Source organism: Cupriavidus sp. 09_S30 (assembly GCF_056930435.1).
The window spans coordinates 2,736,086-2,759,904 of the sequence record NZ_JBXOWI010000002.1 but is presented as its reverse complement, the minus strand read 5'-3'; the positions used below and the strand labels follow the sequence as shown (position 1 = coordinate 2,759,904).

The 23,819-nt window shown below is 66.8% G+C and carries 25 protein-coding genes; 19 read left to right on the top strand and 6 right to left on the bottom strand.

The window, feature by feature from the left end; genetic code table 11:
• A complete protein-coding gene (locus AC1Z3O_RS32535; RefSeq protein WP_483521082.1) occupies nucleotides 1–1,035 on the bottom strand; it encodes an AraC family transcriptional regulator in 1,035 nt (344 codons plus the stop codon).
• Nucleotides 1,036–1,175: 140 nt separating this feature from the next.
• Here AC1Z3O_RS32535 and AC1Z3O_RS32530 point away from each other — a divergent pair, with 140 nt between their 5' ends.
• The 15 genes from AC1Z3O_RS32530 (at nucleotide 1,176) to AC1Z3O_RS32460 (ending at nucleotide 14,756) form a co-directional block, all read left to right on the top strand.
• Nucleotides 1,176–2,735 (top strand): long-chain-fatty-acid--CoA ligase, encoded by a 1,560-nt coding sequence (locus AC1Z3O_RS32530; RefSeq protein ID WP_483521080.1) that lies wholly within the window; start codon nucleotides 1,176–1,178, stop codon nucleotides 2,733–2,735.
• A 27-nt stretch (nucleotides 2,736–2,762) separates the two neighbouring features.
• Nucleotides 2,763–3,947 (top strand): lipid-transfer protein, encoded by a 1,185-nt coding sequence (locus tag AC1Z3O_RS32525; protein WP_483521078.1) that lies wholly within the window; start codon nucleotides 2,763–2,765, stop codon nucleotides 3,945–3,947.
• Between the two features lie 2 nt (nucleotides 3,948–3,949).
• Nucleotides 3,950–4,390, top strand: a complete 441-nt coding sequence (locus tag AC1Z3O_RS32520; protein WP_483521076.1) for a MaoC family dehydratase N-terminal domain-containing protein — start codon at nucleotides 3,950–3,952, stop codon at nucleotides 4,388–4,390.
• A gap of 18 nt (nucleotides 4,391–4,408) precedes the next feature.
• Nucleotides 4,409–4,828, top strand: a complete 420-nt coding sequence (locus AC1Z3O_RS32515) for a MaoC family dehydratase (RefSeq protein ID WP_483521074.1) — start codon at nucleotides 4,409–4,411, stop codon at nucleotides 4,826–4,828.
• A gap of 57 nt (nucleotides 4,829–4,885) precedes the next feature.
• The gene (locus tag AC1Z3O_RS32510; RefSeq protein WP_483521072.1) at nucleotides 4,886–5,716 is read left to right on the top strand and encodes an SDR family NAD(P)-dependent oxidoreductase; all 831 of its coding nucleotides are present in this window, start codon (nucleotides 4,886–4,888) and stop codon (nucleotides 5,714–5,716) included.
• 12 nt (nucleotides 5,717–5,728) lie between these two features.
• Entirely contained in the window at nucleotides 5,729–6,880 is a 1,152-nt protein-coding gene (locus AC1Z3O_RS32505; protein ID WP_483521070.1) for an acyl-CoA dehydrogenase family protein, read from the top strand.
• A 119-nt stretch (nucleotides 6,881–6,999) separates the two neighbouring features.
• Complete coding sequence (locus AC1Z3O_RS32500; RefSeq protein ID WP_483521069.1) at nucleotides 7,000–7,797, top strand: enoyl-CoA hydratase/isomerase family protein; 798 nt, start codon at nucleotides 7,000–7,002, stop codon at nucleotides 7,795–7,797.
• A 275-nt stretch (nucleotides 7,798–8,072) separates the two neighbouring features.
• The gene (locus tag AC1Z3O_RS32495; protein WP_483521067.1) at nucleotides 8,073–8,606 is read left to right on the top strand and encodes a transporter suffix domain-containing protein; all 534 of its coding nucleotides are present in this window, start codon (nucleotides 8,073–8,075) and stop codon (nucleotides 8,604–8,606) included.
• Between the two features lie 139 nt (nucleotides 8,607–8,745).
• Complete coding sequence (locus AC1Z3O_RS32490) at nucleotides 8,746–9,555, top strand: class I SAM-dependent methyltransferase (RefSeq protein WP_483521065.1); 810 nt, start codon at nucleotides 8,746–8,748, stop codon at nucleotides 9,553–9,555.
• A gap of 458 nt (nucleotides 9,556–10,013) precedes the next feature.
• On the top strand, nucleotides 10,014–10,955 hold the full coding sequence (locus AC1Z3O_RS32485) for a phosphate acetyltransferase (RefSeq protein ID WP_483521063.1): 942 nt from the start codon (nucleotides 10,014–10,016) through the stop codon (nucleotides 10,953–10,955).
• Nucleotides 10,956–10,959: 4 nt separating this feature from the next.
• Complete coding sequence (locus AC1Z3O_RS32480) at nucleotides 10,960–12,150, top strand: acetate/propionate family kinase (RefSeq protein ID WP_483521061.1); 1,191 nt, start codon at nucleotides 10,960–10,962, stop codon at nucleotides 12,148–12,150.
• Nucleotides 12,147–12,794 carry a 3-oxoacid CoA-transferase subunit A gene (locus AC1Z3O_RS32475; protein WP_483521059.1) on the top strand — a complete coding sequence of 216 codons (648 nt, stop codon included), beginning with the start codon at nucleotides 12,147–12,149 and terminating at the stop codon, nucleotides 12,792–12,794. The genes AC1Z3O_RS32480 and AC1Z3O_RS32475 overlap by 4 nt, the downstream gene beginning before the upstream one ends.
• Nucleotides 12,795–12,830: 36 nt before the next feature.
• A complete protein-coding gene (locus AC1Z3O_RS32470; RefSeq protein WP_483521057.1) occupies nucleotides 12,831–13,499 on the top strand; it encodes a 3-oxoacid CoA-transferase subunit B in 669 nt (222 codons plus the stop codon).
• Nucleotides 13,496–14,278, top strand: a complete 783-nt coding sequence (fabI, locus tag AC1Z3O_RS32465; protein WP_483521055.1) for an enoyl-ACP reductase FabI — start codon at nucleotides 13,496–13,498, stop codon at nucleotides 14,276–14,278. Before AC1Z3O_RS32470 ends, fabI begins: the two co-directional genes overlap by 4 nt.
• 220 nt (nucleotides 14,279–14,498) lie before the next feature.
• Nucleotides 14,499–14,756, top strand: a complete 258-nt coding sequence (locus tag AC1Z3O_RS32460) for a hypothetical protein (protein WP_483521053.1) — start codon at nucleotides 14,499–14,501, stop codon at nucleotides 14,754–14,756.
• Nucleotides 14,757–14,838: 82 nt separating this feature from the next.
• Here the strand turns inward: AC1Z3O_RS32460 and AC1Z3O_RS32455 are convergent, their stop codons facing one another.
• A complete protein-coding gene (locus tag AC1Z3O_RS32455; protein ID WP_483521052.1) occupies nucleotides 14,839–15,129 on the bottom strand; it encodes a hypothetical protein in 291 nt (96 codons plus the stop codon).
• Nucleotides 15,130–15,309: 180 nt separating this feature from the next.
• Complete coding sequence (locus tag AC1Z3O_RS32450; RefSeq protein WP_483521051.1) at nucleotides 15,310–16,080, bottom strand: DUF899 domain-containing protein; 771 nt, start codon at nucleotides 16,078–16,080, stop codon at nucleotides 15,310–15,312.
• A gap of 127 nt (nucleotides 16,081–16,207) precedes the next feature.
• Between AC1Z3O_RS32450 and AC1Z3O_RS32445 the strand changes: the two genes are divergently transcribed.
• From AC1Z3O_RS32445 to AC1Z3O_RS32435, 3 genes are all read left to right on the top strand, one after another.
• Nucleotides 16,208–17,428, top strand: coding sequence for a helix-turn-helix domain-containing protein (locus tag AC1Z3O_RS32445; protein ID WP_483521049.1), 1,221 nt, complete (start codon nucleotides 16,208–16,210; stop codon nucleotides 17,426–17,428).
• 34 nt (nucleotides 17,429–17,462) lie between these two features.
• Nucleotides 17,463–18,131, top strand: coding sequence for a Vgb family protein (locus AC1Z3O_RS32440; RefSeq protein ID WP_483521047.1), 669 nt, complete (start codon nucleotides 17,463–17,465; stop codon nucleotides 18,129–18,131).
• Nucleotides 18,132–18,446: 315 nt separating this feature from the next.
• On the top strand, nucleotides 18,447–19,304 hold the full coding sequence (locus tag AC1Z3O_RS32435; protein WP_483521046.1) for a methionyl-tRNA formyltransferase: 858 nt from the start codon (nucleotides 18,447–18,449) through the stop codon (nucleotides 19,302–19,304).
• A gap of 82 nt (nucleotides 19,305–19,386) precedes the next feature.
• On the opposite strand, the gene AC1Z3O_RS32430 is transcribed toward AC1Z3O_RS32435, so the two are convergent.
• Nucleotides 19,387–20,130, bottom strand: a complete 744-nt coding sequence (locus AC1Z3O_RS32430) for an SDR family oxidoreductase (protein ID WP_483521044.1) — start codon at nucleotides 20,128–20,130, stop codon at nucleotides 19,387–19,389.
• A 120-nt stretch (nucleotides 20,131–20,250) separates the two neighbouring features.
• Between AC1Z3O_RS32430 and AC1Z3O_RS32425 the strand changes: the two genes are divergently transcribed.
• Entirely contained in the window at nucleotides 20,251–21,174 is a 924-nt protein-coding gene (locus tag AC1Z3O_RS32425; RefSeq protein ID WP_483521042.1) for a LysR family transcriptional regulator, read from the top strand.
• A 62-nt stretch (nucleotides 21,175–21,236) separates the two neighbouring features.
• Here the strand turns inward: AC1Z3O_RS32425 and AC1Z3O_RS32420 are convergent, their stop codons facing one another.
• Both AC1Z3O_RS32420 and zwf read right to left on the bottom strand, forming a co-directional pair.
• Entirely contained in the window at nucleotides 21,237–22,289 is a 1,053-nt protein-coding gene (locus tag AC1Z3O_RS32420; RefSeq protein ID WP_483521040.1) for a glucokinase, read from the bottom strand.
• Between the two features lie 5 nt (nucleotides 22,290–22,294).
• Entirely contained in the window at nucleotides 22,295–23,767 is a 1,473-nt protein-coding gene (gene zwf / locus AC1Z3O_RS32415) for a glucose-6-phosphate dehydrogenase (RefSeq protein ID WP_483522114.1), read from the bottom strand.
• Between the last annotated feature and the right edge of the window lie 52 nt (nucleotides 23,768–23,819).

Genomic DNA, 23,819 nt, shown 5'->3' with positions numbered 1-23,819 from the left:
CTACGGCTCAGCCCGCTCCTCGGGGCCCATCCGGCCTCTGCGATAGGCCCCCGGCGCACTGCCGGTCCAGCCCTTGAAGGCGCGCTGGAACGCCGCGCTGTCGGTGAATCCCAGCTCGTGCGCGAGCGCTGCCAGCGAGACCGCGCTGGTGTTGAGGCGGATGATCGCCACGTCCCGCCGCAAGGCGTCCTTGAGCGTCTGGAAGGACGTCCCTTCCATGGCCAGCCGCCGCTGCAGGGTTGGCGTCGACATATGCAAGGCCTTGGCGGTCACGGCAAGGTCCGGCCACGTCGGCTGCGTGCGCTGCAGGTAGCCGCGCACGCGTGAACTCACGACGTCGTTGGCGCTGCGCGGCACAATGATATTGGCCTGCGCATCGGCCAGGAACGCGCGCAGCTCGGTCTCGTCCCGCCGCACCGGGCTTCGCAGCCACGCTGCATCGAACCAGAAGGCGGTCTGCCCCCGTCCGAATTCCAGATGCGCCGGGAAGACCTTGCCGTAGCAGTCGGCATGCGGCGGATTGTCGAAAGCAAAATCGAAGCGCGCGATCGGCAAGCGGCCGCCTGCCAGCCACGCCAGCAGGCGCCAGATCACGCGCACCATCAGCTCATGCAGGAAGACCGGCTGGTCGTTCGATGCGAGATGGAAGCGCAGGCCGACGCCAGCGAGGTCGCCCTCCCGTCGAAATTCCATTTCCACATCGTCCTGCAGCAGCCAGAACGTCTGCGACACGCGCCGGATGGCGGTGTCGAGATCGCGCGCGCCCAGCGCGGAGCGTGCCATCAAGGCGAAGCTGCCCGGCTTGAGCGGCCGCGACAGGAAACCCAGGCATTCATCTTCGCGCCGCTCGATCAACACGCGGAAGAGCGCCACGTACTGGGCGGCGCTCACCCGGGCGCCGGCATGTTCGAGCAGTTCCGCCGGGATCTCCGCCGCGGCCAGGAAACCGTCGACAGGCTCGCCCCGCGCCTGCACGCCAGCGAGCATGCCGCGCACGAGGGCAACTGTCACGGTAACGGGAGCTTTGAGCGTCACTGGCGAGGTCGTCGTGGATTGAGGTCTTCTGCCATCCGATCGATGCAATGTGCAATTGCTGGCTCGGGCCTGCGTTTCTAACATGAGCCACACAAACAAAGCAATCGATCCGCATCGGCGCGGACAGCACGGAGACCAGCATGTACCTTACCCAAGCGTTGCATCGTGCGGTGCAGCAGAAGCCTAATCATATTGCGGCGCGGTTCGGCGAGCGGCAGCAGACCTTCCGTCAGCTTGCCGACCGCGTGGCGCGCCTTGCGGGGGCGCTGCAGAGCCTGGGCATGCAAGTGGGCGATCGCGTTGCGATGCTGGCCCTGAACTCCGACCACTATCTCGAATACCAGATGGCGGTGCCATGGGGTGGCGGCGTCCTGAACCCATGCAATACGCGCTGGTCTGCGGCGGAAATCCTTTACGCGCTGAACGATTCGGGCTCGACCATCCTGCTGGTGGACGAGACCTTCCGCGCGCTTGCCGAGACGATCCGCGGCGATGCGGCCACGCTGCGCGAGGTGATCTACTGCGGGAACGCAGAGGTGCCGGCCGGCATGCACGGCTATGAGGCCTTGCTGGCCAAGGCCGAACCGGTGGCCGATGTGGTGCGCCGTGACGAGGATCTGGCAGGCATCTTCTATACAGGCGGGACGACCGGATTCCCCAAAGGGGTCATGTTGAGCCACGGCAATCTCTGCAGCTCCGGCCTGTCGCTGCGGGCCGAGGGCATTGCGGGCCCCGGCAGTACCTATCTGCATGCCGCGCCGATGTTCCACCTTGCCGACATGGGCCTGGCCATGCCGCACTGGATAGAAGGCAGCACGCATTCCGTGATCCCGGCGTTCTCACCGGAACTGGTGCTCGACACGCTGGAGCGCGATCGGGTGACCCACGTACTGCTGGTGCCGACCATGATCCAGATGCTGGTCGACCACCCCGCCATGCGGCAGCCGCGCGACCTGAGCGCGCTGCAGGCCATCTACTACGGCGCTTCTCCCATCTCCGAGGCGGTGCTGGGACGCGCGATGGCGGCCCTGCCCGGCGTGAGCTTCTTCCAGGCCTACGGGATGACGGAGCTGTCGCCGCTGGCCACCATTCTTCCCCCGCTTTATCACACGCCGGAAGCCCGCCACTTGGGCAAGCTGCGTTCCGCCGGCCGCGCCAGCTTCTGCACAGAGGTGCGGATCGCCGACCCGGAGGGCCATGAAGTGCCGCGCGGCACCGTGGGCGAGGTCATCGTGCGCGGGCCCAACGTGATGCAGGGCTACTGGAACAAGCCAGAACAGACCGCGGAGGCGCTGCGCGACGGCTGGATGCACACCGGCGACGGCGGCTACATGGACGAGGACGGTTTCATCTTCGTGGTCGATCGGATGAAGGACATGATCATCAGCGGCGGCGAGAACGTCTATTCCGCCGAGGTAGAGAACGCCCTCGCCCAGCACAGCGCGGTGGCGGCCTGCGCCGTCATCGGCATTCCAAGCGCCGAGTGGGGCGAGACCGTGCACGCCGTCGTGGTGCGCAAGCCGGATGCGTCCGCGACCGCCGAAGAACTGATCGCCCACTGCAAGACGCTGATCGCAGGCTACAAATGTCCGCGCAGCCTGCATTTCCGCGAGGCCCTGCCATTGTCAGGTGCCGGCAAGATCCTCAAGACGGAGCTGCGCAAGCCCTACTGGGACGGCCAGGCGCGCAAAGTCAGCTAACCCCCCATCCAACCGCAAGGAAGAACCATGACCTCATCCGTGATCGTCGCCGGCGTCGGCATGATCCCCTTCACCAAGCCGGGGGCGAGCGAGCCCTACCCGGTGATGGCCGCCAAGGCCATCCGCGCCGCGCTGGCCAACGCCGGCGTCGCCTACGAAAAGGTCCAGCAGGCCTACGCCGGCTATGTCTACGGCGATTCCACTGCCGGCCAGCGCGGGCTCTACGAGGTGGGCATGACCGGCATCCCGGTGGTCAACGTCAACAACAACTGCTCGACGGGATCGACAGCGCTGTACCTGGCACGCCAGGCGGTCGCCAGCGGTGCGGTCGATTGCGCGCTGGCCTTCGGCTTCGAGCAGATGTCGCCCGGCGCCCTTGGCTCCGTGTTCAATGATCGGCCGAGCCCCTTCGAGCGCTTCGACGCTGTGACCGCCGAATTGATCGACGTCCCTGGCGTGCCCTTCGCGCTGCGCTACTTCGGCGGCGCCGGCCTGGCGCACATGGAGGAGTTCGGCACCAAGCTTGAGACCTTCGCCAAGATCCGTGCCAAGGCCAGCCGGCACGCCGCCAACAATCCGCTGGCGCTGTTCCGCACCGTGGTGACGGAAGAGGAAGTCATGGCCTCGCCGATGATCTGGCCCGGCGTGATGACCCGGCTGATGGCCTGCCCGCCGACCTGCGGCGCGGCGGCGGCGCTGCTGGTCTCGGAAGCGTTCGCGAAGAAGCATGGCCTGGACGCAAGCGTGCGCATCCGTGCCCAGGCCATGACCACCGACACGCCGGCCGCCTTTGAGGCGCGCGATATGCGCGAGGTGGTGGGCTTCAGCATGACGCGCAACGCAGCGCGCCAGGTGTACGAAGCGGCCGGCGTCGGCCCCGAGGACGTCGGCGTGGTGGAGCTGCATGACTGCTTTGCCCACAACGAGCTGATCACCTATGAAGCGCTCGGCCTCTGCCCGGTGGGCGGCGCCGAGAAGTTCGTGGTCGATGGCGACAACACCTACGGCGGCCAGGTCGTGACCAACCCCTCGGGCGGACTGCTTTCCAAGGGCCACCCGCTGGGCGCCACCGGGCTGGCGCAATGCACGGAACTGGTCGAGCAGCTGCGCGGCAATGCCGGCGCGCGCCAGGTCGAAGGCGCACGGCTGGCGCTGCAGCACAACCTGGGCCTGGGCGGCGCCTGCGTCGTCACCCTGTACGAGAGGATCTGACCATGATCGACAAGAAGTGGATCGGCCATGAAGTCGGCAGCTCGGTGCTGCCGATCGAGCGCGGCCGGCTGCGGTTCTTCGCCCAGGCGATCGGCGAGACCGACCCCATCTACACCGAGCTGGCCGCCGCGCATGACGCGGGCTATGCCGACCTGCCGGCGGCGCCTACCTTCCTGTTCGCCGCCGAACTGGACTCGGGGGCCATGTTCGGCCTGCTCGACCTGCTCGGCGTGCCGCATGCCAAGGTGCTGCACGGCGAGCAGAGCTTCGAGTATCTCGGCCCGGTGATCGCAGGCGATACCGTGACGGTCAGTTCCCGCGTCAAGGACGTCTACGACAAGAAGGGCGGCGCACTGGAATTCATCGAGGTCGAGTCCAACGTGATCAACCAGCGTGGCGAGCCTGTGGCCCGGATGCGCTCGCTGACCGTGGTACGCAACTGAAGGAGGCAAGGATTTCCCATGACGACGCCCAGCTTTGACTCGGTACAGGTCGGCGATACCTTGCCGCCCCTGAGCCTGCCGCCGGTAGACCGCCGCATGCTCGCGCTGTTCGCCGGCGCCTCCGGCGACCATCACCCTATCCATATCGACCTCGACTACGCGCGCCGGGCCGGCATGCCGGACGTGTTCGCGCACGGCATGCTGGGCATGGCCTGGCTGGGCCGCCTGCTGACCGGCTGGGCGCCGCAGTCGCAGCTGCGGCGCTTCGATGCGCGCTTCCAGGGCATCACCCACCTCGGCAACGCCATGCAGTGCAGCGGCCGGGTGGTCGAGAAGCTGGAAGTGAACGGCGAGCGCTGCGTGAGAGTCGAGGTGCAGAGCGCCAACCAGTTCGGACAAAGCAAGATCGCAGGCGAAGCGCTGGTCGCGCTGCCCTGATGCGTGGAACGCGTGAAACACGTGAAGCACACCAAGCATAAGCAAGGAGACTATCCCATGACCCGCAAACTCGAAGGCAAGGTCGCCCTCGTCACCGGCTCCGGCCGCGGCATCGGCCGCTCGATCGCACTCAAGCTGGCCAGCGAAGGCGCCCGCCTCGTCATTAATGACCTGGACGAGGCGCCGGCCCAGGAGGTGGTGGAGGCTATCCGCGCCGCAGGCGGCGAGGCCGTAGCCTGCGTCGGCAGCGTCACCGCGCCGGATTTCGCCGAGCGCTTCGTCGGCACGGCGGTGAGCGAATACAAGGGCCTGGACATCATCGTCAACAATGCCGGCTATACCTGGGACAACGTCATCCAGAAAATGACGGACGAGCAGTGGTACGCCATGCTCGACTGCCACCTGACGGCGCCGTTCCGCATCCTGCGTGCCGCACAGCCGGTGATCCGCAGCCTGTCCAAGGCCGAGGCGGAAACCGGCCAGCGCGTGATGCGCAAGGTAGTCAATATCTCGTCGGTGGCGGGTTTGTTCGGCAATGCAGGCCAGGCCAACTATTCCACCGCGAAGGCGGGCATCGAGGGGCTGACCAAGACGCTGGCCAAGGAGTGGGGCCGCATGAACGTCACGGTCAATTGCGTGGCCTACGGCCTCATCAAGACACGCCTGACCGGCAGCGCAGCCGGCGAATCCACCGCCAATATCGAGGGCCGCGAGATCAAGGTCGGCGTGAACCCCGACCTGCTGGCGGCGATGGAGCGCGGCATTCCGCTGGGACGCGGCGGCACGCCCGACGAGGCTGCCGGGGCGGTGTACCTGCTCTGCATTCCGGAGTCCGACTATGTGAGCGGCCAGACGCTGATGTGCAGCGGCGGCCTGACCGGTATCTGAGGAGGCTGAGCGATGCTGCCGCAACTGTACCGCCATCGCTGGATGGATGAGGACATCGAAGCCTTCCGCGAGCAGGTGCGCCGCTACGTGGCCGGCGAACTGGCGCCGCATATGGATGGCTGGCGCCGCCAGGGCTACATCCCGCGTGAGACCTGGCACGCCTTCGGGCAGATGGGCTTCCTGCTGCCCGAGATCGACGAGGCCTATGGCGGCGCCGGCGCGAGCCTGGCCTACCAGCTGGTGGTACAGGACGAGCTGGCCAAGGCCGAGGTGCCCGCCATCACGGCCGTCCACAGCATCGCCACGCACTACATCCTGGACTACGGCACCGCGGAGCAGAAGCAGCGCTGGCTGCCGAAGCTGGTCAGCGGGGAGATGCTGGCCGGCATCGCCATGACCGAGCCCGGCTGCGGTTCGGACCTCCAGGCCATGCGCACCCGCGCGCGGCCGGAAGGCGGCGAGTACGTCGTCGACGGTGCCAAGACCTTCATCACCAATGGCTTCACCGCCAACCTGCTGGTGGTGGCGGTGCGCACGGGCGAAGCGGGCAGCCGTGGGGTGTCGCTGATCGTGCTGGAGACCGAGGGGCTGCCGGGCTTCCGCGTGGGCCGTCGGCTTGAGAAGCTGGGCCAGCATGCCTCCGATACCGCCGAGCTGTCCTTCGACGGGGTGCGCGTTCCCGCCGGCCATCTGCTGGGCGAGGTCGAAGGCCATGGCTTTGCGCAGCTGATGAGCCAGCTTCCCTATGAGCGCATGATGCTGGCCGTGCCGGCAGCGGCCGTGATTGAGCGCGCGGTTGAGTTGACGCTGGAATACACGCAGCAGCGCCAGGTGTTCGGCCAGTCACTGTACGACCTGCAGAACACGCGCTTCAAGCTGGCCGAGTGCGCCACGATCGCCCACGTGGTACGTTCCTTCGTCAATGACTGCGTGCAGCGCCTGCTGGATGGCCAGCTCGACGATAGCGCGGCCTACATGGCCAAGTGGTGGTGCACCGAGCAGCAATGCAAGGTCACAGACGAATGCCTGCAGCTCTTCGGTGGCTACGGCTATATGACCGAATACCCGATCGCGCGCCTGTATGCCGATGCCCGCGTGCAGCGCATCTACGGCGGCGCCAACGAGATCATGAAGGAGCTGATCGCACGGAAGCTGCCATCATGACGTTGCCGTCGGCAGGTCCGAAGGGATCGAAGAAGGCATCGAGGAATGCAAGCCTCCCGTGGAGATGAAGCGGAGCAGGTCTCCATCTACAGTGGATATCAGGAATCATGGAGGATGGGATGCAACAAGCAGATGGCATTGCCTGGAGCGTAGCCGACCAGATCGGCCGCATTGTGCTGAGGCGCCAGGAGGAGGCGAACTCCATATCACGCACGGCAAGCCGGGCGCTGGTGCGCGCCATCGACGAGGTGCTGGAACAGCGGCCGCGCGTGGTGCTGCTTGCAGCGGAAGGCCGCATCTTCTGCGCGGGCGGCGATATCGTCGAGTTCGTGGCCGCCGGCAAGGCGCTGGATGTGCTAGTCGACGATATCCTCGAACCGCTGCATCCGGCCTTGTACCGCCTGGCGACGGCACCGATGCCGGTCGTCGCCGCGGTCAACGGGCCCATGGGCGGCGCCGGCATCGGGCTGGCACTGTGCGCGGACTTCGTGCTGGCGGCGGAATCGGTGAAGCTGCGCACCGGCTACGCGGCCATCGGCCTGTCGCCGGACCTGGGCGCTTCCTATTTCCTGGCCCGGCGAGTCGGGCCGGTGCGGGCCCAGCAGTGGCTGATGCTCAGCGAGACGATCGATGCGCAACGCTGTCTGGCACACGGCGTGGTCGATGCACTGTATCCGGATGCCGAGCTGCCTCAAGCCGCGGAAGCCCTGGTGGCGCGTCTGGCGCAGGCCGCGGTCGGGTCATTGGCCGGCATCAAGACGCTGTGCGGCGGATTGCCAGAGCGCAGCCTGCAGGCGCACCTGGAGCTGGAGCACCGGCTTCTCGCGGAGCGGGCCCGAAGTGCCGATGCAAGGGAAGGCGTGCGCGCATTCGTGGAGCGACGGCCACCGCGTTTCAACGGGACGGATGCGCCGTGATAACGATGGGCGAAGTATGAAGAGCGCTTGCGCTGGCGGCGCTCGGGAGATTATCCGTCGTCCCCGTGCCCCGGCGCTGGCAAACCGCCGCGCGCGGGTGACCACCGCCTGCGGTCTGGCATCCTGAGCACAACGATCGCGCTTCCTCAGCGCAAACCGGCACGAGACCTCACCGATCGCCGCCGATGATGTATGTTGGACAAGGTGTTGAACACGGCCCCCGGGGAAGCTCCCCGGTTGTCTGCGGGCCCGACTCCTTGCCCAGGATGGTGAGCATGGCGATTCCCGATACGCATGCCGAAGTCCTCGCTTCCGGCACTTGGCGCTTCCGCGTCGGCATCGGCGTCTTCGTGCTGGCCTACGGGGCGTGGATTCTGGTTCCGCTCGCGGCGTTTGCGGGCGCATCCACCACCAGCATTGCGACGCTGACGGGCAGCATCGTGGTCGCGAATAAGATCATGCTGCTGGCCTGTATCGCAGTGATGGGCAAGCCGGGATTCCAGCGGCTGAAGGCGCTGCTGTTCCGCCACCTCAGGCAGCTTCCCCTGAGCGACACCGTGGGGCCAACACGTCACGCCATCGGCCTCGTGATGTTCTGCCTGCCCCTGGCCTCGGCCATGCTGGAGCCCTACGTGGATGCGATCTGGCCGGGACTCCGGCCGAAGATGTGGGAAGCACAGTTGCTCGGCGACATGATGCTGGTTGCCAGTTTCTTCGTGCTCGGTGGAGAGTTCTGGAGCAAGGTCCGCGCGCTGTTCATCCGCACGGCGAGAGTGGTGGATGAGGGCGGGTCCGAGTCCCGCGCCTGAGCAGGTCAACACATTTTCCGTTGCGGTCGACTCCACGTAGCCACCTTGGCGCAGCAGATTTGCACTCTCCGCCACCACGAACTACTCTGACGGGGAAATTGCTGACGATCTTCTCTCCGATCGTGTCCACCGCTTTCCCGTGGAGGCCAACATGCCAGACGATCCCTTTGCCGAACTGAAGGCGGCACAGCGCGAAGGCTGGGCGGTGTTCGCGCCGTTGGAGGCGGTGACGACGATGCCGGCGGCTGAATTGATCCGCCATGCGCGTGTGCTTCCGCATCAATCGGTACTCGACGTCGGTTGCGGCACCGGTGTGGTGGCGCTGACCGCGGCGCGCCTCGGCGCCCGGGTATGTGGCTTGGATCTGGCACCTGCGCTGATTGCGCTCGCCAAGAAGCATGCCGAGCTGGCCGGCGTCGAGATCGAATTCCGGGAGGGCGATGTCGAGGCGTTGCCCTATGACAGCGCCAGCTTCGACGTAGTGCTGAGCCAATTCGGCCATATGTTCGCGCCGCGGCCAGACGTGGCAATTTCGGAAATGCTGCGCGTACTGAAGCCAGGCGGCACCATCGCGTTTTCCACTTGGCCACCGGAGCACTTTGTCGGCCAGATGTTTGCGCTGGTTGGCAAATACCAGCCGCCGCCCCCGGGCGCAGCGCCCCCGCCGCAATGGGGCGATCCGAATATCGTCCGCCAGCGCCTGGGCGAGACGGTCACTGACATTGTGTTCGACCGGGGCGTGATGTGCTTCCCGACACTAAGCCCGCAGCACTACCGGAAAGTTTTGGAAGAGACGCTTGGGCCGGTGGTAAAGCTGGTGCAGACCTTGCAGGGCGATGCGTCCCAACTGGCGACTTTCCGCGCCGAGCTGGAGGGTTACATCGGCCGCCACCTGGAAGGCAACACGCTGCGGCAGCACTATCTGATGACACGCGCGGTCAAGCTCTGATTCCGCCCCTGCGGAGGGAAGCGCACCTCGCGCGAAAGCCGGCATCCTGCCCTCAAAAAAATTTCATATCTGGTGTTGAGGCCAGACCGGCTAGAGTTGCCAACGGAGATCGACGCGGATTCCCGTTGGCGGACAGCGGATGTCCCGCGGCGCGTCGCTTGACCTTGGGGGCGGCAGAAGCCGGTTCATGTGCTGAGCACGGCTTTCCACATCGTGCTGCCAGGTCGTTGTCATCGAAGTGACATCGTCGTCCTCTAGACAAAAATAATGAGCGTTCGTGGTACGCCGGTAAACGCGGGTTTGCCGGTTTGCCGAGTGGTCCGCGTCGGCCGTGTCGATGTGGCCGCTACGCATTCATCGCGCGGCAAAACCGCATGCGCGAGCAGCGTGACGGACGCAAGCGGTCCCCGTCGTTGCCAGGACCGGAAACAGAGGGCGTGAGAATCAGGAGGTAGTCCGTGAGTACAAAGCACGAGAAGTATCAGCGCCTGATCGACTACTGCCAGTCGATGCCACCTACACCCACCGCCGTCGTCCATCCTTGCGATCAGAGTTCGCTGGAAGGCGCGGTGGAGGCCGCGCAGATGGGGCTGATCGCCCCCGTGCTGGTCGGACCGCGCGGCCGCATCGAGGAAGCCGCTCGCGCCGGCGGCATCGACATCGGCCCATACCCCATCGTCGACGCGCCATACAGCCATGCCGCCGCTGAGGCCGCTGTGCAATTGGTGCGCGAAGGCAAGGCCGAGGCCCTGATGAAGGGAAGCCTTCACACCGATGAGCTGATGGGGGCGGTGGTCAAGCGGGACAGCGGGATGCGCACAGCGAGACGGGTCAGCCACTGCTTTGTGATGGACGTGCCCGGCCATGAGGATGCGCTGATCATCACCGATGCCGCTGTCAATATCGCCCCCACGCTGGAGGAGAAGGCGGATATCCTGCAGAACGCCATCGATCTCGCGCATGCGCTGCAACTGCAGGAGGTCCGGGTGGCGGTATTGTCGGCGATGGAAACGGTCAATCCGAAGGTGCCGTCCACCGTGGAGGCGGCCGCCCTGTGCAAGATGGTCGATCGCCACCAGATCACCGGCGCGCTGGTCGACGGTCCGCTCGCGCTGGACAATGCCATCGATCCGGAAGCTGCGCGCATCAAGAAGATCGAGTCGCCGGTAGCAGGCCGTGCCAACGTATTGCTGGTGCCGGACCTGGAAGCCGGCAATATGCTCGCCAAGAGCCTGTCCTTCCTGGCCGGCGCTGATGCAGCCGGCATCGTGCTTGGCGCGCGGGTTCCCATCATTCTCACCAGCCGCGCCGACTCGGTGATGACCCGCCTGGCGTCCTGCGCGGTTGCCGCGCTGGTGGCAAAGTTCCGGCGCGAGGCGTCCGCCCGGGCACTGGGGTGATGCGATGGCCGACCTCATCCTTGTGCTGAATGCGGGCTCGTCGAGCCTGAAGTACTGCGCCTATGACGCCAATGGCGACGCGCTGGACCTGCTCCTGCGCGGTAGCATCGAGGGGCTTTACACCGAACCGGCCTTTCACGCGATCGACCCCAAGGGAACGGAAGTCGCTACCAAACAGTGGGACGAAGGCACCGAACTCGGGCACAGCGGGGCAGTCGACTTCCTGGCGGATTTCCTGCGAAGCCATGGCGAAGGGCATCGGCTGGTAGCGGTCGGGCATCGCGTGGTGCACGGCGGCATGCGTTTCGCAGCGCCGGTCGAGGTGAACGATAGCGTGCTCACAGAGCTGGAAGCGCTTTGCCCGCTGGCGCCCCTTCACCAGCCGCACAATCTCAAGCCGATCCGCATCTTGGCCGAACGGCGGCCGGAATTGCCGCAGGTTGCCTGCTTTGACACGGCGTTCCATCGCGCACAGCCGGAGACTGCGCAGGCCTTCGCGCTGCCGGCATCGGTGACCGGGCGCGGCGTGCGGCGCTATGGCTTTCATGGCCTCTCCTACGAGTACATCGCCGGCGTCCTGCCAGGCATCGACGCCAAGGCCGCCGCGGGCCGCACCGTGGTGGCGCACCTTGGCAACGGCAGCAGCATGTGCGCCCTGGTGGGCGGCCGCAGCGTGGCCAGCACCATGGGCTTTACCGCGGTGGACGGCTTGCCGATGGGCACGCGCTGCGGCAGCCTCGATCCGGGCGTGATCCTGTACTTGATGCGCGAACTCGGCATGGATGTCCAGGCCGTCGAGGACCTGGTCTACCGCAAGTCCGGTCTGCTTGGCGTCTCCGGCATCTCGAGCGATATGCGCGTGCTGCTCGCCAGCGACGAGGCGCGCGCGCGCTTTGCCGTGGAACTCTATACCTACCGCATCGCTCGGGAGCTCGGTTCGCTGGCGGCGGCCGCGCAGGGCCTGGACGCGCTGGTCTTCACGGCCGGCATCGGCGAACATGCCTTGCCGATCCGGGAGCAGGTCTGCCGTAACGCCAGATGGCTTGGCGTGGCCCTCGACCCCGCGGCCAACGCGGGCGGCGGACCGCGGATCAGCGACGGCTTGTCGCGGGTCGCGGTATGGGTCATTCCGACCAATGAAGAGCTGATGATCGCCAGGCATACCAAGGCGGTACTCGACGGAGGCGAGAGATGAAGACTGTCGCGATCGAGGATGCGGTCGGCATGATTGCCGATGGTGCCACCGTGATGGTGGGTGGCTTCATGGGGGTTGGCACGCCGGAGCGGATCATGGACGAACTCATCCGCCAGGGCAGGCGCAATCTGACGGTGATCGCCAACGATACGGCGATGCCCGGCAGGGGCATCGGCAAGCTGGTCACGGCCGGGGCGCTGCGCAAGGCGGTCGTCAGCCATATCGGCCTGAACCCGGAAACCCAGAAGAAGATGATCGCCGGGGAGATGGAGGTCGAACTGGTGCCGCAGGGAACGCTGATCGAACGCATCCGTGCTGCCGGCTGCGGCCTGGGCGGCATTCTCACGCCCACCGGGGTCGGCACACTGGTGGAGGCCGGCAAGCGCAAGCTGGAAGTCGACGGCACCGAGTACCTGCTGGAAACGCCGCTGCGTGCCGATTTTGCGCTGGTGGAAGCGTTTCTCTCGGACTACCAGGGCAATCTCGTGTATGCCCTCACGGCACGCAACTTCAACCCGGTCATTGCCATGGCAGCGGCGACGGTGATCGTCGATGCCGTACATATCGTGCCCATCGGCATGATCCCACCGGACCACGTGATCACCCCGTCCGTACTGGTGGACTACGTGATCGCGCACGAATGACGGCACGAATGACGACGACAGGGGGATGTCACGATCATGGACGCACAAACCATTATCGCAAGGCGTGTAGCCCAGGAGTTGCGGGCCGGCATGCTGGTCAACCTGGGCGTTGGCATTCCCACGCTGGTTGCCAACTATGTGCCGCAAGGCATGCCGGTTTTCTTCCAGTCCGAGAACGGCCTGATCGGGACCGGACCCATTCCCGAGCAAGGCATGGCCGAGCCTCATCTGACCGACGCCGCCGGCAAGCCGGTCAGCGCGCTGCCCGGTGCGAGCACCTTCGACAGTGCCATGTCATTCGGGCTGATCCGCGGGCATCACCTCGACATGACCGTGCTGGGCGCGCTGGAGGTGGACGAAGCCGGCCATCTGGCCAATTGGACCATTCCGGGCAAGCTGGTGCCGGGCATGGGCGGGGCAATGGATCTGGTCGCGGGCGCCAAGCGGGTGGTCGTGGCCATGCAGCACAGCGCAAAGGGAAAGTCCAAGCTGGTGCGGCAATGCAGTCTGCCTCTGACTGCCTTGCGGTCGGTTGATCTTGTGGTCACCGAGCTGGCTGTGATCTCGTTCGGCGGTGGCGTTGCCACGCTGCAGGAGAGGGCGCCCGGTGTATCTATCGAAGCCGTGCTGGCGGCGACCGAGGCGCGGCTCTCGGTGCCCGAGCACGTGCCCGAAATGAACCTTGATCAGGGGGAAACGACATGACAGTCCAGATACCACGACCGATCCTGGCAAACATGAAGGCAGTCGTCTGCGGGATCGCGAACGAGCATTCGATCGCCTTTGGCTGCGCCAAGGCCTTTCACGAGCTGGGTGCGGAAGTTGCGATCACCTATGCCAACGAAAAGACCAGGCAGTATGTGGAACCGTTGGCGAAGGACCTCGCAGCGCCGATCTTCCTGCCGCTCGATGTCACCAGCCAGTCCGATCTGGACACGCTGTTCGCGCAGGTCCGGGAAACCTGGGGAAAGCTGGATATCCTCGTGCATTCGGTAGCCTGGGCACCCAAGGAGGATCTGCAGGGCGGGCTGCTGAATTGCTCGGCCGAAGGATTCGCCAAGGCCATGGATATCTCCTGCCATTCCTTCGTGCGCATGGCCCGCCTGGCCGCGCCGCTGATGCGCGACGGCGGCACGATGTTCACCATGAGCTATTACGGCGCCAACAAGGTGGTGCCGAACTATAACGTGATGGGGCCGGTGAAGGCCGCACTCGAAGCGGTGTCACGCTACCTGGCCTATGAACTCGGTCCGCAGGGCATCCGTGTCCATGCCATCTCCCCTGGCCCGCTCAAGACCAGGGCCGCGTCCGGGCTGAAGGATTTCGACCTGATGCTAGCGGACGCGGCGCAGCGCGCCCCGCTTGGCGAACTGGTGGACATCATGGACGTCGGGTTCACCTGCGCATTCCTTGCCACGCCCTATGCCAGGCGGTTGTCGGGCGAGACGTTGTACGTGGACGGCGGCGTGAACATCATGGGGTAGCGCGGCGCTGTTGCCGGATGCGTTGTCCGTTGACGGCACCCTGGATGGAGGCCATGTGCAGCGGCTCGAAATGCGGGTTGACTTCTGGGAAACCCGCTACCAATACTTCGTATTCGTGATGACCATGCGAGCGCGCGGGCCGATTTGGCGGCTTGCGGTTCCACCAGTTTCAGCCGTAAAAGGTTTCAGCCATCGCAACGCTTGAAAATGGGAGAAGATCATGAGGAAGCTGGCATTCTTGATCACGCTGACCGCTGCCGTCATTGCCGCGCCCGGTTGGGCTCAGACTGCTTCCGCGCCGGCGGCGCAGAGCCACAATGATGCGATTGTCAAGATGCGGCAGGAGATCGCCGCCGCGAGGAAGGAATACAAGCAGAAGGTGGCGGAGGCCCAGAAGGTTTTCGACGAGGCGAAGGCCGCAGCCGCCAAGGACCGTGATGCCGCGATCAAGGCCGCGCATGCCGCGGCGGGGGCGTGACGGGCGCGACCCCTGTCGCGTGGGTTTCCCTGCGGGGTGACGGTGGCGGCCGGCTTCACATTGCCGCGCCGTCCGCGGCCAACTACGGCAGTTGCCTGCCGGGTGGTAGCGTGGGCATTGCCCCCCGCGTAGTCGTGGCGCGGACCTTGTGCTGGCCCATGGGCCGGGCGTGTCCCCTGTTCGGTCCTGCTGCATGGTTCCGATTGCCGGGCAGGGCGCGGCCGCCCACGTCGCTGTTCAGTTGGCCGCCGCTGAAGGCGCCGATGTGAACTTCCTCGCCCATCCCACCGACGACGTGCTGAGCCTGGCTGACTCCGGGAGTGGCCACCAGCAGGGCAACTGCCATCAGGGGCAACAAGCGGATCGTGTTCATATTGCTTTCCTGCAGAGGTGTGGCATGCCGATGCATTGGCTGACGTGGTCGTTCTTGGCGCAGCGAGCATAGTCCGGCCCGGCCACCGCAGGTGTAAGCAATTGTTAGGTGGCGCTGATCACGAGGCCGGCGGCCAGAGCAATCAGCGCCAGCCTGGCCTCCATCGCGTCGGGCGCTGGTTCAGCGCTCGCCGTATTCGTCGTGGCGGCTCCACCAGGGGCCCGTCTCGTTGCGCCCTTTAGGGGCGCGGTCGAGCCACTGGTACATGCCCCAGAGAACGTCCAGGCCGCGCGCGAAGGTGGAATAGGTGTGGTAGACCACGCCGTCTTCCTGCACGAAGGCGCTCATGCCTGGCCGTTCGCGCACGTACGTGGCCGCGTCGGTGCCGCAGGTAGCCGCGAATTCGGCGACCGCTGGCGGGGGCGGTGCCTGTGCCGCGTCCATCGGAAAGTTGCCGCGCCGATAGTTGTATTCGGCGCCGCCTGCACGCTGCTCCGTCTCGGTGATGGAGACGTTGAAGTCGAGGTTGAAGTCGCTGTCCGCCGAGGACGCCCAGGGAAACGTCCACCCCATGCGCTGCTTGTATGCCTGCAGCTTGGCCAGCGGTGCGCGCGATACCGCCATCAGCATGGTGTCGTGGTGGGCCAGGTGGATGGCGAAGCCATTGAAGCCGTCGGCGATCGCGGAGCAGGACGGGCACCCCGCGGTGTAGTCGGGCCCGAACATGAAGTGGTAGACAAGAAGCTGCGAGCGCCCCTGGAACAGGTCTGCCAGCGAGGCGCTGCCGGCATCGGTGTCGAACCGGTATGCCTTGTCAACGCGGACCCAGGGCAGCGCCTGGCGGCGCAGCGCCAGTTCGTCGCTGCGCCGCGTCAGTTCCTTCTCGGCCTGCAGCAGTTCCAGCCGCGCTGCCAGCCACGCATCACGTGTGGCGGTGCTATGTGTGGTCATCGTTCGTTCCTCCTTGAGTGCCCTGCGTCGTGAGCGCCGCTCTGGCGACGACGCGATCCCGGCTTCTCCTGAGATAGACTAGCCCCGGGCAGCCAAAGACGGGAGTGACAAGTTTGGCGGGATTCGGATGGACTCTCTGATCACGGCCGCGGCGCGGGCACTCGCCGCGGGTGACCCTCTCGGTGCGCTGAACCGCGTGGCCTTGCGCGACGACGCCCCCGCGCTGGCGCTGCGCGGCATCGCGATGGCGCAGCTCGGCGATTTCGTGCGCGCCAAGGGACTCTTGCGCGGCGCGGCGCGTGCCTTCGGCCCGAAGGAGGCCGTGGCGCGCGCGCGCTGCGTGGTGGCGGAGGCCGAGATCGCGCTGGCCTCACGCGAGCTGGGCTGGTCCGCGAAGGCGCTGGATGCGGCGCGGGCCACGCTAGACGCGCACGGCGACCGGGTGAATGCCGCGCATGCGCGCTATCTCGAAGTCCGGCGCTTGCTGCTGATCGGGCGCCTGGACGAGGCCGAACGCAGGCTCGCCGGGCTCGAGCCCGGGCTCTTTCCACCGGCCTTGCGTGCCGCCCATGAACTGGTCGTGGCGGGCATCGCCATGCGGCGCCTGCAGGCTAGGGTGGCCCGCGCCGCGCTCGCCCAGGCCGGGCTCGCCGCGCGCGATGCCGGCATTCCGGCGCTGACGGCGGAGGTCGAAAGCGTATCCCGCGCCCTCAGCACACCTGCGGCGCGCCTGATCGCGTGCGGAGAGGAGCGGCATCTGCTGCTCGAAGAGGTGGAGTCGGTGCTGGCATCGAAGGCGCTCGTCGTGGACGCCTGCCGTCTTGCCGTGCACGAGGCAGGCGCGATGGTGTCGCTCGCCAGGCGTCCGGTGCTGTTCACGCTCGCGCGTGCGCTGGGCGAAGCGTGGCCCGAAGACGTGCCCAGGGACAAGCTGATTGCGCAGGCTTTCCGGACGCGGCATGCGGACGAATCGCATCGCGCGCGCCTGCGCGTGGAGGTCGGGCGGCTGCGCACGGCGCTTGGGGCGCTGGCCGGCGTGAGCGCGACCAAGCGCGGGTTTGCACTGGCGCCGCGCCACGCCGGCGAGGTTGTGGTGCTGGCGCGGCCTGTCGATGAGGCGCATGGCGCCGTGCTTGCCTGCCTCGCCGACGGCGAGTCGTGGTCGAGCTCGGCACTGGCGCTTGCGCTCGGTGCCAGCCAGCGGACTATGCAGCGGGCGCTGGATGCGCTGGCGGCCGCGGGCAAGGTGCAGCCGCTCGGGCGCGGGCGGGCGCGCCGCTGGATGATGCCGCCCGTGCCGGGATTCGCGACGGCCTTGTTACTCCCCGCGCCGTTGCCAGGTGACTAAGATCGAATCCTCCATCACGTCACCAGGAGCCACCATGAAACGACTCGCAGCCGAAATCCTCCAGGAATATGGCCCGTTCCCGGGCATCGACCACGTGCACGGCCTGACCTATGACGGCAAGCAAGTCTGGTTCGCCGCCGGCGACAGCCTGCAGGCCCTCGATCCGGAAAGCGGACAGCTGCTGCGCGCGATCGATGTCGCCGCGCATGCGGGAACGGCATTCGATGGCCGTCACCTGTTCCAGATCGCCGAGGATCGTATCCAGAAGATCGACCCGCAGAGCGGCCGGGTGCTCGCCACCATCCCGGCGCCCGGCGGTGGCGCTGACTCCGGCCTCGCCTGGGCCGAGGGGACGCTCTGGGTGGGGCAGTACCGGGAGCGGAAGATCCACCAGATCGACCCCGAGACCGGCGCCATTCTTCGCACCATCGAGTCCAGCCGTTTCGTCACCGGGGTCACCTGGATCGATGGGGACCTCTGGCATGGCACCTGGGAAGGCGAGGAGAGCGAGCTGCGGCGCATCGATCCACGCACGGGAGAGGTGCTGGAGCGGCTTGAGCTGCCGCCTGGCGTCGGTGTGTCGGGGCTGGAGTCCGACGGTGGCGACCGGTTCTTCTGCGGAGGCGGAAATAGCGGCAAGGTGAGAGCCGTGCGCCGGCCCCGCCGAGAATCCGCGACCGGCGGCGAGGCCGGGGGCAAGTAGTCGAGTCGTCCGGGGCGCTCGCCGTTTTCCGTCGATGGCCTTGGATCGCCGGCGGAACCGAATCCGCCGGTCCCGCCGATGCCGATGCGGAGGTGCGCAGGCAATGCTTCGCGCCCCGGCCTGGCGTCGGGGCGCCGCGCTTTGTATCGACTATGTACGCCTCTCCCGGGGATCCGCCTGCCACTGTCTGCAGTCCTTATGCGTACCATTACGGCTGCTTAAAAGCGGGGAGAGTTCCCCTCAGTTCCGCGGCATCCGCATGCGGCGCCATGGCTAGGATGCGACGCTGGTTCATGACAGAAAGAGGAGGGCCGGATGCGCTTCGCTTTTGCCGGCTTCGATCTGTGGTGCGGTGTCTTCGACGCCTTCGTCGCCGAAGGGTGGGAGCCGGTCGCGTTGTTTACGATGCCGGTGGACAACCGCCACGACTTTCATCAGGACGTGGTGGCGCGGGCGCAGCGGCATGGGGTTCCCGTGCAGATGTCGCCCATCCGCATGGAAGACCTGCGCGCGCTGGGCGAGCGGCGGTGCGACGTGCTGGTGGTGGCGGGGCATGCCTGGCGCATTCCGGACTGGACGCCGCACCTGCCGCATGCCATCAACTTCCATCCGTCGCCATTGCCGGAAGGGCGCGGCCCCTACCCGCTGTTCCGCGCCATCCTGGAAGACCGGCGCGAGTGGGCGGTGAGCTGCCACCGTCTCGCGCCCGCCTTCGACACCGGCGACATCCTGGCGTCGGAACCCGTCGCATTGGCTCCCGATGAGTGCCACGAAACGCTTCAGCTGAAACTGCAGCTCGCCACATCCCGGCTCGCCGGCCGCGTGGCGCGCGGCTTCCATGCCTTGTGGGGCGCCTGCCGGCCGCAGGCGGGCGGCAGCTATTGGCCCAAGATCACCGACGCCGAACGCACGCTCGATTTCTCCCGCCCGGTGGCGGACATCCTGCGCGTGGCGCGGGCGTGCGGCCAGCATGAATGCATCGCCCCCCTCGGCGGCGCGACGCCGCTGTACGTGCGCCGCGCCGCCGGCTGGGAGGAGCCCCATGGGCATCTGCCCGGCAGCATCGTCCATCACTATCGTCGGCAGCTCGTGGTAGCGGCGCACGATGGCTTTATCGCCTTGCTGGAATGGAGCGCGCTGGCGCCGCCGGCGCGAGCGGGATTGGGCATGTGAAGGTGTGTGCAGAAGCGTCGCAACGCGGCTCTCGCCGCGCTGCCGCTTTCAAGTTCCGGTCGCCTCCCGGCGGGCGCATGGCTCAGGCGTTGAAGCCCCCATCGATCGTCAGGCTGGCCCCAGTGACGAAGCCCGCTTCCGGGCTGGCCACATACGCCACCATGCCCGCGATCTCGTCCGGTTGCGCGTGCCGCTGCAGCGCCATCAGGCCGTGCATCATCGCGGCGAAATCGCCGGTCTCGGGGTTCATGTCGGTGTTGGTCGGGCCGGGCTGCACATTGTTCACGGTGATGCCCCGCGGGCCCAGGTCGCGCGCCATGCCTTGCACCAGGCCCTGCAGCGCGGACTTGCTCATGGCGTAGGCGGCGGCGCCGGGGAAGGGCATGCGCTCGGCGTTGCAACTGCCGATGTTGATGATGCGCCCCCCTTGTCCCATATGGGGCAACACGGCCTTGGCGGCGACAAAGACCGCGCGTACGTTCACTTCCAGCGTCTTGTCGAAGTCTTCCAGCGAGAAGCTCTCGATGGGGCCCATCAGCAGCACGCCGGCGTTGTTGACCAGGATGTCGATCCTGCCGAAGCGCTGCGCCGTGTCGTTGATGGCCTGGGTGAGGGCGGCGGCGTCGCCGGCGTCCGCCTGGATGGCGACGGCGCGGCCGCCCTGGGCTTCGATGCTCTGGGCAAGCTCGCGGGCAACGGCGGCAGAGCCCTTGTAGGTGAAGGCCACGGTGGCACCGTCGCGCGCCAGGCGGCGGACGATGGCCGCGCCGATGCCGCGGGCGCCGCCGGTAACGAAGGCCACTTTGCCGGTGAAGTCGGTTTGCATGATCTGCTCCATTCGTAAGGGGTGTGCAAGCAGTATTGCTGGTCGATTCCCAGTCCGGTAGCTGATAATGCGGACAAGCACTTTCAACCGTTGGTATCAGATCGGCGACGGAGGCTGGCAATGGAGGCGTTGAATCTCCTGGAATCCTTTATTCAGGCGGCCAATGCGGGGAGTTTTTCGGAGGCAGCGCGCCGGCTCGGGCTGACGCCGGCAGCGGTCAGCAAGAACGTGGCGCGCCTGGAGACGCAGCTTGGCCTGCGCCTGTTCCACCGCAGCACGCGCAGCCTGACGCTGACGGACCGCGGCAAGCAGTTCCTGCAAGGCGTGAGCGAGCCCTTCTCGGATCTGCAGGAAGCCTTCGCGCGCGCCGCGCAGCAGGATGGCCAGCCTGCGGGCACCTTGCGCGTCAGCATGGCCCTGGCCTTTGGCCGCGAGTACCTGCTGCCGATGCTGGGCGAGTTCCTGCGGCGCTATCCGGCCATCGTGCCGGACTGGCAGTTCGACAACCGGCCAGCCGATCTCATCGGCGGCGGCTTCGATGCGGCCATCGGCGGTGGAATCGAACTCACGCAGGGCGTGATCGCGCGCGAGCTGGCACGCGTGCATGGCGTGGTGGCGGCATCGCCCGCCTACATGGCGGCGCGCCGCGCGCCCACGCAACCGGCTGACCTGGCGCAGTTCGACGGCATCGCACGGCGCTCCGGCTCCACGGGGCGGCTGCGCGCCTGGGTACTGCACAACCAGGCCGGCCAGCAGGTACAGGCTGAATGCAGGACGCGCCTCATCTTCGACGACCCGGAGGCGATGACGCACGCGGCGGTGCTGGGGTATGGCGTGGCCTTGCTGCCGCTGCCCCATGCCGCGCGCTGGCTGCTGAGCGGCGAGCTGATGCGCTTGCTGCCGGGCTGGTACACGGACTTCGGGCCGCTGTCGATCTACTATCCCAGCCGGAAGCAGTTGCCGCCCAGCACGCAGGTGTTCATTGACTTCATCGTGCAGACCTTCCGGGAGCAGCGGCTGGCGGCGCGCTTTGATGCGCGTTGAGGCGTGCTGAGGCGCGCGGCCTCGGCTGTCTGGCGGGGCCGTGGCGGGCTTAGTTTCGCTGCTCAGTGCTGGTTCATGGCCGCCTTGATTTTCTGGTCAGTGTTGTACTGGCTGCGGACCGTGGTGATCGACGCGGCGCCTGGCTGCAAGTATCGCGCTAGCTCCGCCGACAAGCCCGCCAGCGCCGGCATCGCGGCATGGACCACGTAGACCGGGATATCGGCCAGATAAGCACGCATGCGCCCCTTGTCCTCGAAGCGGCGGCGGAAGGGGGACTGCGCGAACCGCGCGCCAAGGCGGGGCACGATGCCGCCGCCGATATAGATGCCGCCGCGCGCACCGATGGCCAGCGCCAGGTCGGCGGCCGCATTGCCCAGCATCGCGCAGAACATGTTCACTGCCTTGCAGCAGGCTGGGTCCGTGCCTGCGAGCGCCAGCCTCGTGATGGCTGCAGGAAACAGAGGCGCGCCACCCGCGGGCGCGCGGATGGCCTCTTGGATGAGCGCGAGCCCGGGACCGGAGAGCAGGCGTTCCACGGATACGTGCCCGAAGCGGGCGCGGGCGAATTGCCACACCTGCGCTTCGTCGTCATCCTGGGGCGAGAAGCTCATATGGCCGCCTTCGCCGGCGAGCGCCACATGGCCGCCGTCGTACGGAATCAACCCGGCCATGCCCAGCCCAGTGCCAGGACCGATCAGGCCGAGCGGAGCCGTACAGGTGACGGCCCGACCCCCAACCTGCATCAGGTCCGCAGCCGATAGCCGGGGCAGCGCATGCGCGAGGGCGGTGAAGTCGTTCATGACCAGCAGGGTCTCGAAGGAGAAGGTCTGGCGCAATGCCTCGATGGAGAAGGACCACGCGCGGTTGGTCAGCTTTACCTGGTCGCCCAGCACTGGCGTAGCGATGCCGATCGCAGCGTGGCGCACTTGCCGCCCGGCTTCTCCGGCCGCATCCAGATAGGTGCGCAGGGCAGCCTCGATGCTGCCGTGTTCATCGCATTGCAGGACCTCGATGAGGGAGAACTCCCCAGGTGCCAGTTCCAGGGCAAAGCGCGCATTGGTGCCACCGATGTCGGCCAGCAGCCGGGGCGACGGGAAACGCTCGGTCTGTCGCATGAGGGTCAGATCTCTTCGTGCCAGGCCACGCCATCGCGCGAGAGCAGGGCGCTGGACGCAGCCGGCCCCCACGTGCCGGCGGTATAGGGTTTGAGTGCCTGGCCGCCAGCACGCCACGTCTGGAGGATGGGTTCGACCCAGCGCCATGCCTGGGCCTGTTCGTCGCGTCGCACGAACAGGCCCAGGCGGCCGTGGATGACATCGAGCAGCAGGCGCTCGTAGGCACTGGCGCGGCACCCTGGAGCTGTGCCGGCGAGGTCGAGGTCGAGGTAGGTCTCCCGCAGCGAGACGGTGTCGCCAGGCGCCTTGGTGAAGAGATAGAGGCGGATGCTCTCATCAGGCTGCAGGGTGATGACCAGCCGGTTCTGCGCGGACAAGCCGAGCGGGCGTGGGAACAGCTCATGGGGAATGCTGCGGAAGCGGATGACGATCTCGGCCAGGCGCGAGGCCATGCGCTTGCCGGTGCGCAGGTAGAAGGGCACGCCCGCCCAGCGCCAGTTCGCGATCTCGGCCTTGATGGCGACGAAGGTCTCGGTCTGGCTGTCGGGCGCCACGTCTGCTTCCTCGCGATAGCCGGGTACCGGGCGGCCGTCGATGGCGCCTGCCCGGTACTGCCCGCGCACCGTGTTCATGGTCACGCAGTGCGGGCTCATCGGCTTGAGCGCCTTGAGCACTTTCAGCTTTTCATCGCGGATGGCGTCGGCGTCCAGGGTGGCGGGCGGCTCCATGGCGACCATGCACAAGAGCTGCAGCAGATGGCTCTGCAGCATGTCGCGCAGCGCGCCCGTGCGCTCATAGAAGGGGCCGCGCCGCTCAACGCCCAGCTCCTCGGCGAGGGTGATCTGGACGTCGCGGATCCATTCCTTGCGCCAGAGCGGCTCGAACAGGGTGTTGCCGAAGCGGATCGCCATCAGGTTCTGCACCGGCTCCTTGCCCAGGTAGTGGTCGATCCGGTAGATCTGGTCTTCCTGAAAGTGGAGGGCCACGGCGTCATTGATGGCGTCGGAGGATTCGAGATCGTGGCCGAGCGGTTTCTCCAGGACCACGCGCACCTTGTCACCGTTCAGGCCGGCCCGGGCAAGCTGCGCGCAGATCGGCGCGAACAGCTGCGGCGCGGTTGCCAGGTAGCAGACCATGACCTGTGCCGCGTGGGCCGAGACGCGCGCGGCCAGCGCGTCGAAGCCGCCCGCCTCGTCGGCGTCGACGTGGAGGTAGTCGATGCGCTGCAGGAAGCGTTCCCAGCTTGCCTGGAAGCCTTGTCCGCCGGCATCCGCGAAGCCGGCCTGCGCGGTCGGACGGGCGCGCTCCGCAAGCATGGCGAGGACCTGCGCGGGCTCGGCCGGCCTGGTGCCGGTCAGCAGGATGCGGGCCTTGGCGTGCAGCAGGCCGGCGTGATGCGCGTCGAAGAGCGCGGGAATGAGCTTGCGGCACGCGAGGTCTCCCGTGCCGCCGAAGATCACCAGATCGAGTTCAGGCAATGACAAGCTTCACCTTTTCCTAGTGCGGTTCTTATGGATCGTCATGGAGCTG

Excerpts from the sequence above, each read along its gene's own strand:
- AC1Z3O_RS32530 (WP_483521080.1), top strand. The coding sequence starts at position 1,176 with ATGTACCTTACCCAAGCGTTGCATCGTGCGGTGCAGCAGAAGCCTAAT.
- AC1Z3O_RS32525 (WP_483521078.1), top strand. The coding sequence starts at position 2,763 with ATGACCTCATCCGTGATCGTCGCCGGCGTCGGCATGATCCCCTTCACC.
- AC1Z3O_RS32520 (WP_483521076.1), top strand. The coding sequence starts at position 3,950 with ATGATCGACAAGAAGTGGATCGGCCATGAAGTCGGCAGCTCGGTGCTG.
- AC1Z3O_RS32515 (WP_483521074.1), top strand. The coding sequence starts at position 4,409 with ATGACGACGCCCAGCTTTGACTCGGTACAGGTCGGCGATACCTTGCCG.
- AC1Z3O_RS32510 (WP_483521072.1), top strand. The coding sequence starts at position 4,886 with ATGACCCGCAAACTCGAAGGCAAGGTCGCCCTCGTCACCGGCTCCGGC.
- AC1Z3O_RS32505 (WP_483521070.1), top strand. The coding sequence starts at position 5,729 with ATGCTGCCGCAACTGTACCGCCATCGCTGGATGGATGAGGACATCGAA.
- AC1Z3O_RS32500 (WP_483521069.1), top strand. The coding sequence starts at position 7,000 with ATGCAACAAGCAGATGGCATTGCCTGGAGCGTAGCCGACCAGATCGGC.
- AC1Z3O_RS32495 (WP_483521067.1), top strand. The coding sequence starts at position 8,073 with ATGGCGATTCCCGATACGCATGCCGAAGTCCTCGCTTCCGGCACTTGG.
- AC1Z3O_RS32480 (WP_483521061.1), top strand. The coding sequence starts at position 10,960 with ATGGCCGACCTCATCCTTGTGCTGAATGCGGGCTCGTCGAGCCTGAAG.
- AC1Z3O_RS32475 (WP_483521059.1), top strand. The coding sequence starts at position 12,147 with ATGAAGACTGTCGCGATCGAGGATGCGGTCGGCATGATTGCCGATGGT.
- AC1Z3O_RS32470 (WP_483521057.1), top strand. The coding sequence starts at position 12,831 with ATGGACGCACAAACCATTATCGCAAGGCGTGTAGCCCAGGAGTTGCGG.
- fabI (WP_483521055.1), top strand. The coding sequence starts at position 13,496 with ATGACAGTCCAGATACCACGACCGATCCTGGCAAACATGAAGGCAGTC.
- AC1Z3O_RS32460 (WP_483521053.1), top strand. The coding sequence starts at position 14,499 with ATGAGGAAGCTGGCATTCTTGATCACGCTGACCGCTGCCGTCATTGCC.
- AC1Z3O_RS32455 (WP_483521052.1), bottom strand. The coding sequence starts at position 15,129 with ATGAACACGATCCGCTTGTTGCCCCTGATGGCAGTTGCCCTGCTGGTG.
- AC1Z3O_RS32450 (WP_483521051.1), bottom strand. The coding sequence starts at position 16,080 with ATGACCACACATAGCACCGCCACACGTGATGCGTGGCTGGCAGCGCGG.
- AC1Z3O_RS32445 (WP_483521049.1), top strand. The coding sequence starts at position 16,208 with ATGGACTCTCTGATCACGGCCGCGGCGCGGGCACTCGCCGCGGGTGAC.
- AC1Z3O_RS32440 (WP_483521047.1), top strand. The coding sequence starts at position 17,463 with ATGAAACGACTCGCAGCCGAAATCCTCCAGGAATATGGCCCGTTCCCG.
- AC1Z3O_RS32435 (WP_483521046.1), top strand. The coding sequence starts at position 18,447 with ATGCGCTTCGCTTTTGCCGGCTTCGATCTGTGGTGCGGTGTCTTCGAC.
- AC1Z3O_RS32430 (WP_483521044.1), bottom strand. The coding sequence starts at position 20,130 with ATGCAAACCGACTTCACCGGCAAAGTGGCCTTCGTTACCGGCGGCGCC.
- AC1Z3O_RS32425 (WP_483521042.1), top strand. The coding sequence starts at position 20,251 with ATGGAGGCGTTGAATCTCCTGGAATCCTTTATTCAGGCGGCCAATGCG.
- AC1Z3O_RS32420 (WP_483521040.1), bottom strand. The coding sequence starts at position 22,289 with ATGCGACAGACCGAGCGTTTCCCGTCGCCCCGGCTGCTGGCCGACATC.